Consider the following 14968-nt stretch of genomic DNA (forward strand, 5'->3'; position numbering starts at 1 on the left):
CTCAAAGTCAAAGTTTAGTATAAACTTAAATTATCTTATATCACTTATAGGATTTAAAGAAAATTATGCGTTGAAAATTTTCTCTTGGTGACCAATACTTTCTTGGTGAATTGCTTTGAACATTCTTAAAACGAATTCTTCAGTAAGACCTTTTTTCTCTCCTTCCAAAATCATTTTTCCTAAGATTTCATTCCAACGGTTGTTTTGAAGAATCGCAACGTTTGCGTCTTTTTTAACCTGACCAATTTCGTCAGCTACTTTCATGCGTTTTCCTAACAACTCTAATAAGTTAGCATCCAAAACGTCGATGTTAGCTCTTAATTTTTTCATTTTTTGGCTGTACTCGTCTGTAGTATCATCCGTTTTTCTGATAGTCAAATCTTTGATGATTTGTTTCAAAGCATCTGGAGTAACTTGCTGCGCTGCATCAGACCAAGCGTTGTCTGGATCGATGTGTGTTTCGATGATCATACCATCGTAGTTCAAATCTAAAGCCTCTTGCGTTACTTCAAAAATCATTTTACGATCTCCAGTAATGTGAGATGGATCGATGATTAATGGTAAATCAGGGAATTTATTTTGTAATTCGATAGCAATCTGCCATTCTGGAATGTTTCTGTATTTTGTTTTTTCGTAAGTAGAGAAACCTCTGTGGATAACTCCTAATTTCTCGATTCCAGCCATGTGTAAACGCTCAACACCACCTAACCATAAAGCTAAATCTGGGTTTACTGGGTTTTTAACCAAAACAATTTTATCAGTTCCTTTTAAAGTATCTGCAATTTCCTGAACTGCGAAAGGATTTGCCGTTGTACGTGCTCCAACCCATAAAACATCGATATCGTATTCTAAAGCTAATTTACAGTGCGCTGCAGTTGCTACTTCAGTTCCCATTAATAAACCAGTTTCAGCTTTTGCTTTTTGTAACCATTTTAATCCGATTTCTCCAATACCCTCAAATCCTCCTGGACGAGTTCTTGGTTTCCAGATTCCAGCTCTGAAAACACTTACTTTTGAATCTTTCAATTCGTGAGCAATTTTCAAAACCTGATCTTCAGTTTCTGCACTACAAGGTCCAGCTATCACAAGTGGGTGATTTAAATTGAAATCTTCTAACCACTTTCTCATTTCTTTCTTATTTTCCATTTTATTATAGTTTTTACTTTTTAATTGTTAATCCGTTTAATATCTCTTTTATTTTATTTGTGCTTTCCATTTCTTCAAAAATGGCGTTGTAATCTTCTTCTTTTAGCAAATCCCTAAACCGACTGAGGTTTGCAATATAAGCTTCTAAAGTTTCTAGAACATGTTCTTTATTCTGCTTAAAAATAGGTGTCCACATCGCCGGCGAACTTTTTGCTAAACGAACGGTACTTTCAAATCCACTACCCGCCATATCAAAAATATCTTGTTCGTCTTTTTCTTTATTCATTACTGTTTTCCCAAGCATAAACGAACTGATGTGCGATAAATGCGAAACGTAAGCAATGTGTTTATCGTGCGAAGTCGGATCCATATATCGAATTCTCATTCCTATTGAGGTAAAAAGATTCAAGGCTTTCTCCTGCAATTTAAAAGCCGTCTTTTCGACTTCACAGATAATGTTTGTTTTTCCTTGAAACAAACCTCTTATTGCTGCCGAAGGCCCAGAAAACTCTGTTCCTGCAATTGGATGTGTGGCGATAAAATTTCTTCTTTTCGGGTGGCTTGCTACCGCTTCACAAATTGGCTTTTTCGTCGATCCAACTTCAAAAACGATTGTTTTATCTCCTACTGCGTCCAAAACTTTAGGTAAAACCGTCAGCGCTACATCTACGGGAACCGAAACAATTACAAAATCGGCTTTTTGTAAATCTTCAAAACTTCCCGCTTCGTCAATAACACCTAAATCAATTGCCTGCTGCAAATGCTCTTCGTTACTGTCGATTCCTAAAATAGTCGCATCAGGATAACGCCCTTTGATGTCTAACACCATCGAACCGCCAATTAAACCTATTCCTATTACGTATACTTTCATATTTCTTTTTATTTGAAGCTGTTTCCTGCTATCCGCTGTATCTTTTATGGCGAACCCCGCCATAAAAGGATGCCGCTTCTATCAGGGCTAGGGCTTCTCGTTTTCATAAGAGCTTTACACTTCCTGCAAGGTTTTGAAAAACTTGCAGGAAATCTTAATACTAAAATCGATCTATCGCTTCCTGTACTTTTTCTTCTTTCACACACAATGAGAATCTGATATAACCTTCGCCGTTGCTTCCAAAAATGGTTCCCGGTGTAATGAAAATATGTTTCTCATATAATATTTCGTCAATGAACTTTTCTGCTGATTCGATTCCTTCTGGCAATTTCGCCCAGACAAAAAGTCCAACTCCTTCTTTATACACTTTACAGTTTAACTTTTCAGCTAATTTCTCCGTTAATTCTCTACGGCGTCTATAAATTTTGTTTTGATCTTCGAACCAAGATTTATCACATTTTAAAGCGGCAATTGCTCCTTTTTGAATTCCGTAATACATCCCGCTGTCCATGTTGCTTTTTACTTTTAGGACTGCATCGATAATTTCAGGATTTCCTAAAACCATCCCGACTCTCCAGCCTGCCATGTTAAAGGTTTTGCTTAACGAATTCAATTCTAAAGCTACATCCTTCGCACCTTCAACCTGTAATAAACTCATAGGATTATCATTCAAAACAAAACTATACGGATTGTCGTTGATTAATAATATATTGTGTTTTTTAGCAAAAGCAACCAATTTTTCAAATAACGCTAAACTTCCTCTAGCTCCTGTCGGCATGTGCGGATAACCAAGCCACATAATTTTTACTTTCGAAAGATCCAATTTTTCTAAAGCTTCGAAATCTGGTTCCCATCCGTTTTCTTCTTTCAAATCATAATAAACCGGAACTGCTTGAACCAAATTGGTTACCGAAGTATAAGTTGGATAACCTGGATTCGGAATTAAAACATGATCGCCTTCATTTAAAAATGCTAACGAAATGTGCATTATTCCTTCTTTCGACCCCATCAATGGCAAAATCTCATTATTCGCATTCACTTCAACACCAAACTGATCTTTATAAAAATCGGCCATCGCTTGTCTCATTTCCGGTAATCCCTGATAGCTTTGATAACCATGCCCGTTTTCATCTTGAATTGCCGCAGCGACTGCTTCAATTACTGCTTTTGACGGACTCAAATCAGGGCTTCCAATTCCCATATTGATGATCGATTTTCCTTCAGACATCAACTGACGAACTTCTCTTAACTTTGAGGAGAAGTAGTATTCTTCAACTGTGTCTAATCGTTTTGCTGTTGTAATCATGATTTATATATTCTCTTTTAGAGTTTCTCTTCTTTTTTGTCCTCCTGAGCGAAGTCGAAGGACTTTTATATTTTTCAATCTCTTTATTAAAATTAAAGGGCTTCGACTTCGCTCAGCCTGACAAAAACTTTTAACTTCTAACCTATAACTTTTAACTTTCTTATGGTCTGGTATTTTTATATTCTCCCAATACTTTAAAATACTCTGCCATGATATTTAATAATGCTTTGGCTTTTGCAAAATCTTCGTATTTCTCGAATGTCACGTCTACGAAGAATGAATATTTCCAAGGTGTTTCAATTTTTGGAAGCGACTGGATTTTTGTCAAATTCAATTTGCAGTCACTCATTACATTCAAAACTGCTGCTAAGCTTCCTCTTTTGTGATCTAATTCAAACTTAATAGACGCTCTATTAATTTCGCTTTCCGGCAAAAATGAATTTTGCTTTTTGATGATCACGAAACGTGTCATATTGTTTTTAATCGTTTGAATCGATGACGCGATAATATCCAGATCATACATTTCAGAAGCTGTTACACTTGCGATTGCCGCAATTCCTGTTAACTGCTTTTCCTGAATTCTTCTTGCCGTTTCGGCTGTATCTTTATCCTCAATCAATTTGATATTTGGATATTGTTTCAAAAAATCCATACACTGCAAAAGTGCCATTGGGTGTGAATGAACTTCTTTTATGTCCTCAATTTTCTGACCTTTTAAAGCCATTAAATTCTGCTGAATATTTAAATAATGCTCTCCAATTATGTGTAAATTATTCTTGTCAATCAAAGCATAATTCGGAATAATTGGCCCTGCAATTGAATTTTCGATCGCCATTACGGCCTGATCAGATTTTCCGGCAATAAGGCTGTCGATCAATTCTTCAAAAGACAAACATTCATCAATATCCACATTTTCAGAGAAATACTCCTTTACAACTTGATGATGAAATGATCCTTTAATACCTTGTATTGCAATTTTCGTTGTCATATAGTCAAAAAAAAATCCTGATTTGCATCAGGATTGTATATTAGTTTTATTTGTCTTTTATATTTTTCAAATAACCATAGCACAATCCTCACTTCTACTAAAGAAGAAATAAAAGTTGTTGCTAAAATAAAAACGGTTAGTTGCCATTTTGTTTGTGTTATTTTGTAAATTCTCTGCGAATGTATAAATTATTTTTAGTGCACCAAAAAAAAGATTGCATTTTATGAAACAAAAAAGGATTTCTTAACAAATTTAGGACGATTTGTATGATAATATAAAAATATGGGCTTTTTTTTGAGGTTCTAAGACACTAAGTTGCTAAGGTTCTGAGATTTTTTCGCCACGAATTCACGAATTAGCGCAAATCATTTTGGTTATAAAATTCAATTTCACAGATTTTAAAAAATAAAATTCGTGAATTCGTGGCTATTTTTCAATCAAAACAATCCTGAAACTGGTTTATTCGAAATCCCAATTTTTGAATAATCGAAATTCATCTTTTCTTTTAATATAGACGCATAGACACTTCTAAAATCTATTTCATATTTTAAATCGCCATTATCTAAGTCTGCTAGATTTGGATTTTTGCCTAAAATTGTGCCTTTGTTATTTCCACCAATGATGAACATTGGCGCTGCAGTTCCGTGATCTGTTCCATTTCCGTTATCTTTTACTCGTCTTCCGAATTCGGAGAAAACCACAACTGTAACATTTTGCAATAATTGAGCTTCTTTTAAATCAGAATAGAAACTAAATAAAGCATCATTTAAATCGGTTAGTTTTCGTTCGTGAATGGAAAGCTGATTATCGTGTGTATCAAATCCGTTGAGCGATGTGTAGTAAACTTTTGAATTTAGGTTTCCTTTTATTAAACGTGCAATCCATTCCAAGTTTTTCGATAGTTCAGTTTTAGGATAACTTATTTCCGTTTTAGATTTTGCCAACGCTTTCTGAATCTCATCTGAACCTTCTGTAACCGAATTAGCTATTTTTCGAACAAAATCTAAATGCGGATTTTTAGACAATGTCACATTCTCTTCTTTGGATTTTACCTTAAATCGATCTGGATCTTTTACCGTTATAAAATTCGGTTCAACTCCTTTCAAAGCTAAATTATCAATCGAATCTAAATTAATTCCGGCTGTTGCTTGATGTCCGTTGCATTGCAGATCTAAAAATCTTCCAAGCCAGCCTTCATTTATATATTTATTAGAATCCGTTGCCGTCTGCCAGATTTCCTGACTTCTAAAGTGTGAACGAATCGGCTCCGGATAACCAACATTTTGAATTACCGTTAAATCGCCGTTTTGCTGCATTTGGGCAAAATCTTTTAACGAAGGATGAAATGCCATTCCTTTATTCTTTCCAACAACCAAATCTTTATTTAAAGCAATCTTCGTTCGTAAATCATAATATAACGGATCATCGTATGGAATGAAAGTATTTAAACCATCATTTCCGCCATTCAGCTGCACAAAAACAACGCATTGTTCTCCCACAATCAAATTGTTTTGAGAACCAAAAGCGTGTAAAAAATCGGGAAGTACAAGTAATCCGCCTGTAAAAGTTCCTGTCAGTGTTAGAAAATTTCTTCTGTTCATGATTACTGCTTTTTAGATTAATTGATATTCTGGAAGTTTGGTGATGTAATTAAAAAGTCTGACCACCGCAAAATCAGCATGCGGATCTTTCGGGTCAAAATCGTATTTCAAAAGGTTTTCCATGTCTTTTTGAGCCGAATCGCTAACGGTAAATAATAACCGGTCTGACAATTCAGAAATGATGGTTTTGTTATTTCCTTCTGAATCAAAATTGACTTTTACCGCAACTTTTTCATATTCCGATTTTTCTTTTTCAACTCCGTTCATCATCGTTTTCAAAACTCTTCTATTTAGGCTTTTACCACTGCACAATAAATCGGCCGTATTATTTCTTTGAAGATAAATCTGTGAAGTCAACCAGGAATTTCCGCCATCCCAACCTTTTACATTAACCTGATTATACAAATCCATTCCCTGCTGTTTTACAAATGCCATAATCGCTGCGTCATCAACATTCTGTATCTGCAATTCCTCACAAAGCTGTAAAATATAAACCAGCGGATTTTTGATTTTATTTCCAGAATTTTCTTTTTTAAATTCTTCAGTAAAGATTTTAGTCAATAAAGGTTCAATTTCAAACTTTTGCTTTCGAAAATAATCGCCATAATACACTACCAGATCTTCGGGCGGATTATCATAGACAAACCATTTCAGAATTTTTCTTGTAATGAGATATGGAATGTTTTTTTGTTCGAAAATAATATCTACTAAATCATCTGCTTTCCAGTTTCCAGTTTTTCCGAAGTAAGTTTTATCGCTGTTGTCTTCGATATTTTTTCTGTAAACAGCACCTTCATCGCCAATATTCAATCCAGCCAAAGCTTTTGCACCATTTTTAATATCATTTTCTGTATAATTTCCAATTCCGATTGTGAATAGTTCCAGTAATTCACGGCTTAAGTTTTCGTTTACTTTACCTTTTTTGTTATCGCCATTGTCTAAATACCGAACCATTGCATTCGATTTCAGAATCTGTCTGGTTAATTCTTTAAAATTGCCAAAAGCATTTTCGCGCAAAATCATATTGTGCTGGTAAATCCAGTAATTGATTTTCACTTTTTGTGAAGTCGAAACAAAATGATTGTGCCAGAAACAAACCATATTTTCACGTAATGGAAATTCGTCATTACGCATTTTAGCAATCCACCATTTTTTGAATTCGGCAGTCGCTTGATTTTCTTTTTTCTGAATTTCCTTTTTGACTTCGGGTTCTGAAGTTTTGATTATTTCCCGAACTTGTTTCAACTCTAAAGTGGTTTTAGGTTGATCTTGCAGAAAGTCTGGAAGTGTTGTATCAAATTTCGAATTATAAGATTGCTTTAGAAATTTTTCTAAGCCGAGTTTTTCAATTTTTGAAGTTTGTTTTCCTGAAAAACCTAATCGTAAGGACCAAAGACTGCTTTTTTTCATTGTTCAGAAATTATTACAATAAGACTTGAGTTTCTTTTAAAGGTTTAATTTTAAAAGAGGCTAAGTTGCTAAGATTCTGAGGTGCTAAGTTTTGAAAAGTCTTTGGTAATAATTAGAACGGAGGAAATTGGGAGTTATTGCAGTTTTAAATTATAAAAAATGCTGAGAAAAGATTTTATTTTTTATTTTCTAAGTTCTCATTATAACTTTTCCATTTATCCCTTATTAATTTTGAAGAAAAAGGAATTCCTGAATTTAATCTTTGTTCCTTACACAAGCAATCTTTACTCTTATTTGTATGTCTATATTTTTTTGGCAGCTCTCCCAAACTTGCCTTAGTAAATTTCCAGCCAAATTTATTAAGAGCTAAAAACACCTGTCTATCAATATAGAAATCGAGTTCTTCAGAATATTTATATAAATTAGTATAGATAAATGATGATATCCAACCATCATGAATATTAATTATTTTCTTTAAGAGTGAAAAAACGGTATAATCTACTTTGCCATTACAAACATCTCTAATCTTCGATTTTAATCTTTCAAAATTAGCTAAAGATGGATAAATTTCCTTACCATCAAAAGTTACTGAAAGGAAAGTCAAAAAATCAACATCAATCTTTAGGATTTTAGTTTTTTCTCCTTCCTCTAAACTATGAATATCTAATTTTAATTCTTTTAAAATTTCGCAACAATCAATATAAGCTTTTTCACATTCTTCCTTAGTTTTGCAAAGAATTACAAAATCATCCGCGTAACGGACTAATTTATAATCCCTTTCAATAAGAAATTGATCAAAAGGCGAAAGGAAAATATTAGAGAACAATGGTGACAAAGGACTACCTTGAGGAATACCTTTACCTACATCTTGAAAATTAGACCTTTTTTCAACATCTATATCATCTAATCCTCCTAACTCCTGATTAAGTGCTTTATGTAATAATTTATTGATAGAATCATCTTGAAGCTTTGGATAAATGTAATTATTTAATAAATCCTCCTTGTTAACCTTGCCAAAAAAATTTATTAAATCTGCTTCTAAGGAATATATGTAACCATTTTTATAATGCTCGATGATTTTGAAAATTGCATCTTTCGTTCCAAGACCTTTTTGATAGGCAAAACTAAAACCATTGCTTTTTTCTAGTAATTCTTTAAATACTTCTTCAAGTTCTATAGCAATAGATTTTAATACAACCCTATCTGAAACTTCAGGGATTTGCAAAGGTCGAAATTTTCCATTATTTTTTGGAATTAAGACAGCTCTGTTAGGCGAGAAAAAGTATTTCTCTTTTAATAAATGAGTTGATATTGAAGAAATTTTATCATCTCTATTTTGTTCAAAATCTTCTATAGTTTCTCCAGAAATACCATGCGAAGTTTTTCTTGTCTTATCTAAATTTTCCCAAGCTTTTTTTAAAGACTCAACTGAAGATATTTTTTCTAATAATGTTTTTGACTTGTAGTTATATGATTGTAAAGACCCTTAGAATAACAATTTGTTAGTATGACAGACTCCACAAAATGAGCGCAGAACCCTTTAATGAAATGAATAGCCAAACAACTAATGAAGTTCGAACTAACACTTTGGAAAGGTGTTCTTGGGCAATCCTGACGAAAGATTGAAGAGCCAATCTAAAGTCGAACGCTAACTTAAATCGAAATCTAAGCTGGAACTCTTGAGCGTTAAAGACTGCATTTTTTTGGTTTGCTGGGTTTTCTCCAGTTTTGAATTCGATAGTGTATTCATAGTTTTCAAAATTAAGGTTTTTTCCGACATACGAAAGTTTTTTCGAAATTTCGCATTCTTTTTTAAATCCGCAGCTTTCTGCCTGTCCGCCTCACTAAATAAATAGCTTGGTGCCAATGTTTCTATAGGTTTCTGTCTGTCATACACAGTGGCATCAAACGAGATAGACACAGAACCCTTTAATGAAATGAATAGCCAAACAACTAATGAAGTTCGAACTAACACTTTGGAAAGGTGTTCTTGGGCAATCCTGACGAAAGATTGAAGAGCCAATCTAAAGTCAACCAAATTAATTCAAAGAACTAAATTTTAAATAGTTAAGTTTTTCTTTTAAATTAATTATAAAAAAGAAAAACTTAACCATATATTTTATCACGTACATTAACTTCCACACATCTCACAATCTTCAGGATCTGCCGCTTGTGCTTTTAAAAGCATCGCTTTGTAATCCTCAACACTGATTGCTTCAGTTTCTGCAACTAAAGAAGGAGCTGTTTCTTCTTTTTTATCATTGTTTAATGTGAATTTAATCGCATCTACAGCCGCTTTTGTTCTTAGGTAATACATTCCTGTTTTTAAACCAGACTGCCAAGCATAGAAGTGCATTGAAGTCAATTTAGAATAGTTGGCATCCTGCATGAACAAGTTCAACGACTGAGACTGGTCAATGAAATATCCTCTTTGACGAGACATATCGATAATATCTTTCATCGACATTTCCCAAACTGTTTTATAAAGATCTTTCAAGTCTTGCGGAATCTTATCGATGTTTTGAACAGATCCGTTATGACGCATAATTTCTTGTTTCAAATCTTCGTTCCATAAACCTAATTTTACTAAATCTTCTAGTAAATGTTTGTTTACTACGATGAATTCTCCAGACAATACACGACGTGTATAAATGTTTGATGTATATGGTTCGAAAGCTTCGTTGTTTCCAAGAATCTGAGAAGTCGATGCAGTTGGCATTGGCGCCACTAACAATGAGTTACGAACTCCGTGTTCTACTACTTCTTTTCTTAATGAAGCCCAGTCCCAACGGCCTGATAATTCTTCATCTTTCATTCCCCACATATTGTACTGGAATTCTCCTTGTGACATTGGCGAACCTTCGAAAGTTGAATATGGCCCTTCTTCTTTTGCCATTTCCATAGAAGCGGTTACAGCAGCGAAGTATAATGTTTCGAAAATCTCTTGGTTTAATTTTTTAGCTTCATCACTTGTAAACGGCATACGCAACATAATGAAAGCATCTGCTAAACCTTGCACACCTAAACCAACTGGACGGTGGCGCATGTTTGAGTTTTCAGCTTCTTTTACTGGGTAATAGTTTCTGTCGATAACTTTATTCAAGTTACGCGTTACACGTTTTGTAACATTGTAAAGTGCCTGGTGATCGAATTCTCCGTTATCAATGAACATTGGTAAAGAGATTGAAGCTAAGTTACAAACTGCAATTTCATCTTTAGATGTAAACTCCATAATCTCTGTACACAGGTTAGAAGAACGAATTGTTCCTAAATTCTTGTGGTTTGATTTACGGTTTGCTGCATCTTTATACAACATATATGGCGTTCCAGTCTCGATTTGAGATTCTAGGATTTTCTCCCATAATTCACGAGCGCGGATTGTTTTTCTTCCTTTTCCTCTGAATTCGTAATCTGTATACAATGCTTCGAATTCATCTCCGTAAACATCATATAATCCTGGACATTCATTAGGACACATCAAAGTCCAAGTTGAATCTTCCTGAACACGTTTCATGAATAAATCTGAAGTCCACATCGCGAAGAATAAATCTCTTGCACGCATTTCTTCTTTTCCTGTATTTTTCTTTAAATCCAAGAAATCAAAGATATCAGCATGCCAGGTTTCGATGTAAATCGCAAAACTTCCTTTACGTTTTCCACCACCTTGATCTACGTAACGAGCGGTATCATTGAACACTCTCAACATTGGAACAATTCCGTTTGAAGTTCCATTTGTACCGCGAATGTAAGATCCAGTTGCACGAACGTTATGAATAGAAAGCCCAATTCCTCCCGCAGATTGCGAGATTTTTGCTGTTTGTTTTAAGGTATCATAAATTCCGTCAATACTATCATCCTGCATAGCCAAAAGGAAACAAGAAGACATCTGTGGTTTTGGAGTTCCCGCATTGAACAACGTTGGCGTTGCATGCGTAAAGAACTTTTTAGACATTAAATCGTAAGTTTCAATAACCGATTTTAAATCGTCTAAGTGAATACCAACAGAAACACGCATTAACATGTGCTGCGGACGTTCTACGATTTTTCCGTTTATTTTAAGAAGATAAGAACGCTCTAAAGTTTTGAAACCAAAGTAATCGTAATTAAAATCTCTTGTATAAATGATATGAGAATCTAAAAAAGCAGCATTTTCCTGAATCACTTTGTATACATCATCAGCAATTAACGGCGCATCTTGACCATTTCTTGGATTAACGTAGTGATACATATCTTTCATCGTTTCTGAGAAAGATTTTTTTGTATTAGAATGTAAATTTGAGATTGCTATACGAGCTGCCAATTGTGCATAATCCGGATGAGCAATAGTCATAGATGCTGCAGTTTCTGCCGCAAGATTATCCAATTCAGAAGTCGAAACTCCGTCATACAATCCTTCGATAACTCTCATCGCTACCTTTACCGGATCTACAAGCTCATTCAAGCCGTAGCACAATTTTTTGATTCTTTCTGTAATCTTATCAAACATTACGGGCTCTCTATGGCCATCTCTTTTTACTACATACATAAGCTTACCTTTTATAGTTATTGAAAAAATGAAAGTACATAGAGAACGAACTCCAGCACTTAAACATTGCGTGTTTTTAAATTAATTTTAGAGAATTACCAAATTCTCAATAGTTACTTGTTTCAAATTCGAAAATCGAATTTAAATACGTCAAAAATTGCTATTGAACCTGCGACTTGGGGAAAGAGGCTCAACCTTAAAAAATAATCTGTAATCTTTTTTTAGTATCTCTAGAAGATAGACACTAAAAGTATTTTTGTTGTCTAAAAATCTGCATCAAATGAAATTTTCTGAGCATCACTGTCATTGTTCATGACACCTGACTTTTGATACTCCGCAACACGTTTTTCAAAGAAATTAGTTTTTCCTTGAAGCGAAATCATGTCCATGAAATCAAATGGATTGGCTGATCCGTAAACACGCTCACATCCTAATTCAACCAAAAGTCTATCGGCAACAAACTCTAAATACTGTGTCATTAAACCAGCATTCATACCAATTAAACTTACCGGAAGAGACTCAGTTACAAACTGTCTTTCGATATCCAATGCATCAACAATAATTTCTTTAATTCTTTCTTTTGGCACTTTGTTTACCAAATGATGATTGTGCAAGTGAACTGCAAAATCACAATGTACACCTTCGTCACGAGAAATCAACTCATTAGAGAAAGTCAAACCTGGCATTAAACCACGTTTTTTCAACCAATAAATAGAACAGAAAGCACCTGAGAAAAAGATTCCTTCAACAGCAGCAAAAGCAATAAGTCTTTCAGCAAACGAATCAGACTCGATCCATTTTAAAGCCCATTCTCCTTTTTTAGCAATTGCAGGGAATACTTCCAAAGCATTAAACAATTCTGTTTTTTCAGCTTCATCTTTAACGTAAGTATCAATCAATAAAGAATACGTCTCACTGTGAATATTCTCCATCATGATTTGAAATCCGTAGAAAAACTTCGCTTCAGCATATTGAACTTCATTTACAAAGTTCTCAGCCAAGTTTTCATTTACGATTCCATCAGAAGCTGCGAAGAATGCCAAAATATGTTTGATGAAATATCTTTCATCATCATTTAATTTGTTATTCCAGTCTGTCAAATCTTGGTGCAAGTCAATTTCTTCGGCAGTCCAAAAACTTGCTTCCATCTTTTTGTACCATTCCCAAATATCATGATGTTTAATCGGAAAAATAACGAAGCGGTTTTTATTTTCTTGTAATATTGGTTCGATTTGTGACATGACAGATTCTGTTAATTTTTGTATTGAATTTTGCGCTTAAACAAGCAGTACAAAGATTGTCAATTAACGGGAAAAATGAAAGGCAAACTTATTCACAATCTGCTGTAGTTTTTAACAACGCTAAAAATTGCGATATTTTTCAGACAATAATTAATTATTTGTAAATGAGATATTTAAAACTCGGAAATCTTCGGAAACAGCCGTAAAATATAGACTTTTAAATATAAAATGCAAGTAATTTTTAATAGTTTTCAAAAAAGATTTTTTGAGTTAAAAGTTTATTTTTTTGAGTTAAAAATATGTAGTCAAAAAGACTATATAACGGATAGGTATTTTTATGAATTTTTAAGCTCTTCGGCTACTTTTTCCAGCTCCATATACCAATCCTCACCAAAACGACGAATCAACGCTTCTTTGACAAATTTGTAAACAGGAACTTCCAATTCCTTTCCTAAAGAACAAGCATCATCACAAATATCCCATTTGTCATAATTAACTGCTGCAAATTCTGTGAAGTCCTTTACACGAATTGGGTATAAATGACAAGAAACTGGTTTTTTCCAGCTTACGATTCCTTGGTTATAAGCCTGCTCAATACCACAAAGTGCCGTTTTCCCATCAAAAATTACATAGGCGCAATCTTTATTATCGATAAGTGGTGTTTCAAGATCTCCATCGGTTCCTTTAACCCACGTTCCCTGTGCTTCGATCGCTTCGATTCCTTCCTTTCTTAAAAAAGGCTTTACTTTTGGGTAGATTTCTTCTAAGATTTTAGTTTCAGCCTCATTCAAAGGCGCGCCCGCATCTCCATCAACACAACAAGCTCCTTTACAAGCAGACAAGTTGCACACAAATTCTTTCTCCAGAATATCCTCTGAAATAATAGTTTTACCTAACTGAAACATGATATTAAAATACTCTAATTTATAAAGTGCAAAGATAGTCAAAGAAAGCAGATAAAAAATGTACCGCAAAGATTCGCAAAGGTTTCTCGCAAAGATTCACAGAGAATAATTCTATTTCTACTCTTTTATAATTTAAACTTCGCGAATCTTTGCGGAAAATTTTTGCGAAACTCTGTGGCAAAAAACACAATTGTTACAAATATCACTTTTTTAATACATAAAACATGTTTTTATAACAAAAATACATATTAGAGAAAAAACACCTAACTTTATTATTTACTTTTGCAGCAGTTTTTAAACGCTTAAAATCAAAATGATATGTTAGAAATCGACTTCAAAGAAATCATTACTGTCAGCATGGTACTTTTTGCCGTAATTGATATTGTAGGTTCCATCCCAATTATTGTGAATTTAAGAGCTAAAGTAGGCCATATAGAATCTGAAAAAGCTTCTATTGTTGCCGGAGCTATTATGATTGTTTTTCTTTTTGTTGGGGAAGGCTTACTAAATCTCATCGGTATTGATGTCCATTCATTTGCCGTTGCAGGATCCTTTGTGTTGTTTTTTCTGGCTTTGGAAATGATTTTAGGAATTCGAATTTATAGAGACGAAGAACCAGGTTCTGCTTCTATTGTGCCATTGGCTTTTCCATTAATTGCAGGAGCAGGAACTATGACTACTTTATTGTCGCTTCGTTCTCAGTTTCATACTATTAATATTATCATTGCCATTTTACTCAATATCATATTGGTTTACATTGTTTTGAAGTCTTCTAAGAAAATCGAAAATTTACTGGGAGAAAATGGACTTGGAGTGGTTCGCAAGACATTTGGCGTGATACTTTTAGCAATTGCTGTTAAATTATTCGCCGCTAATGTTAAAGGTTTGTTTGTCTAAAATTTATTTTTATACTTTTACCCCATAAAATTTCTAAAATACAACTTTAAGACATTTTTTAAACCTTAAAGTTTTACT

At 33.9% G+C, this 14968-nt stretch carries 11 protein-coding genes; 1 reads left to right on the plus strand and 10 read right to left on the minus strand.

Going from position 1 to position 14968, the window contains the following annotated elements:
* Positions 1–63: 63 nt before the first annotated feature.
* From GSY47_RS22005 to GSY47_RS22050, 10 genes are all read right to left on the minus strand, one after another.
* A complete protein-coding gene (locus GSY47_RS22005) occupies positions 64–1146 on the minus strand; it encodes a bifunctional 3-deoxy-7-phosphoheptulonate synthase/chorismate mutase type II (protein ID WP_091494827.1) in 1083 nt (360 codons plus the stop codon).
* Positions 1147–1159: 13 nt separating this feature from the next.
* Positions 1160–2017, minus strand: coding sequence for a prephenate dehydrogenase (locus tag GSY47_RS22010; RefSeq protein WP_179001743.1), 858 nt, complete (start codon positions 2015–2017; stop codon positions 1160–1162).
* A 160-nt stretch (positions 2018–2177) separates the two neighbouring features.
* Positions 2178–3323: a pyridoxal phosphate-dependent aminotransferase gene (locus GSY47_RS22015; protein WP_179001745.1), complete on the minus strand. Its 1146-nt coding sequence runs from the start codon at positions 3321–3323 to the stop codon at positions 2178–2180.
* A gap of 160 nt (positions 3324–3483) precedes the next feature.
* Entirely contained in the window at positions 3484–4311 is an 828-nt protein-coding gene (locus GSY47_RS22020; RefSeq protein WP_012022608.1) for a prephenate dehydratase, read from the minus strand.
* A gap of 437 nt (positions 4312–4748) precedes the next feature.
* Positions 4749–5912, minus strand: a complete 1164-nt coding sequence (locus tag GSY47_RS22025) for a DUF1501 domain-containing protein (RefSeq protein ID WP_179001747.1) — start codon at positions 5910–5912, stop codon at positions 4749–4751.
* A gap of 12 nt (positions 5913–5924) precedes the next feature.
* A complete protein-coding gene (locus GSY47_RS22030; RefSeq protein WP_179001749.1) occupies positions 5925–7322 on the minus strand; it encodes a DUF1800 domain-containing protein in 1398 nt (465 codons plus the stop codon).
* A gap of 175 nt (positions 7323–7497) precedes the next feature.
* Positions 7498–8760 carry a reverse transcriptase domain-containing protein gene (locus GSY47_RS22035; protein WP_317197946.1) on the minus strand — a complete coding sequence of 421 codons (1263 nt, stop codon included), beginning with the start codon at positions 8758–8760 and terminating at the stop codon, positions 7498–7500.
* A gap of 693 nt (positions 8761–9453) precedes the next feature.
* Complete coding sequence (locus GSY47_RS22040) at positions 9454–11847, minus strand: ribonucleoside-diphosphate reductase subunit alpha (protein ID WP_179001753.1); 2394 nt, start codon at positions 11845–11847, stop codon at positions 9454–9456.
* Between the two features lie 263 nt (positions 11848–12110).
* Positions 12111–13088, minus strand: coding sequence for a ribonucleotide-diphosphate reductase subunit beta (locus GSY47_RS22045; protein WP_179001755.1), 978 nt, complete (start codon positions 13086–13088; stop codon positions 12111–12113).
* Positions 13089–13423: 335 nt separating this feature from the next.
* On the minus strand, positions 13424–13993 hold the full coding sequence (locus GSY47_RS22050) for a DUF3109 family protein (RefSeq protein ID WP_091494802.1): 570 nt from the start codon (positions 13991–13993) through the stop codon (positions 13424–13426).
* Between the two features lie 318 nt (positions 13994–14311).
* On the opposite strand from GSY47_RS22050, the gene GSY47_RS22055 reads away from it, so the two are divergent.
* Positions 14312–14890: a MarC family protein gene (locus GSY47_RS22055; protein WP_091494800.1), complete on the plus strand. Its 579-nt coding sequence runs from the start codon at positions 14312–14314 to the stop codon at positions 14888–14890.
* The last annotated feature ends 78 nt before the right edge of the window (positions 14891–14968 follow it).

The organism is Flavobacterium quisquiliarum (assembly GCF_019308285.1).
Taxonomy (GTDB): Bacteria; Bacteroidota; Bacteroidia; order Flavobacteriales; family Flavobacteriaceae; genus Flavobacterium; species Flavobacterium quisquiliarum.

Bases quoted from the DNA above. Each gene is read 5' to 3' on its own strand.
- GSY47_RS22005 (WP_091494827.1), bottom strand. From the start codon at position 1,146: ATGGAAAATAAGAAAGAAATGAGAAAGTGGTTAGAAGATTTCAATTTA.
- GSY47_RS22010 (WP_179001743.1), bottom strand. From the start codon at position 2,017: ATGAAAGTATACGTAATAGGAATAGGTTTAATTGGCGGTTCGATGGTG.
- GSY47_RS22015 (WP_179001745.1), bottom strand. From the start codon at position 3,323: ATGATTACAACAGCAAAACGATTAGACACAGTTGAAGAATACTACTTC.
- GSY47_RS22020 (WP_012022608.1), bottom strand. From the start codon at position 4,311: ATGACAACGAAAATTGCAATACAAGGTATTAAAGGATCATTTCATCAT.
- GSY47_RS22025 (WP_179001747.1), bottom strand. From the start codon at position 5,912: ATGAACAGAAGAAATTTTCTAACACTGACAGGAACTTTTACAGGCGGA.
- GSY47_RS22030 (WP_179001749.1), bottom strand. From the start codon at position 7,322: ATGAAAAAAAGCAGTCTTTGGTCCTTACGATTAGGTTTTTCAGGAAAA.
- GSY47_RS22040 (WP_179001753.1), bottom strand. From the start codon at position 11,847: ATGTATGTAGTAAAAAGAGATGGCCATAGAGAGCCCGTAATGTTTGAT.
- GSY47_RS22045 (WP_179001755.1), bottom strand. From the start codon at position 13,088: ATGTCACAAATCGAACCAATATTACAAGAAAATAAAAACCGCTTCGTT.
- GSY47_RS22050 (WP_091494802.1), bottom strand. From the start codon at position 13,993: ATGTTTCAGTTAGGTAAAACTATTATTTCAGAGGATATTCTGGAGAAA.
- GSY47_RS22055 (WP_091494800.1), top strand. From the start codon at position 14,312: ATGTTAGAAATCGACTTCAAAGAAATCATTACTGTCAGCATGGTACTT.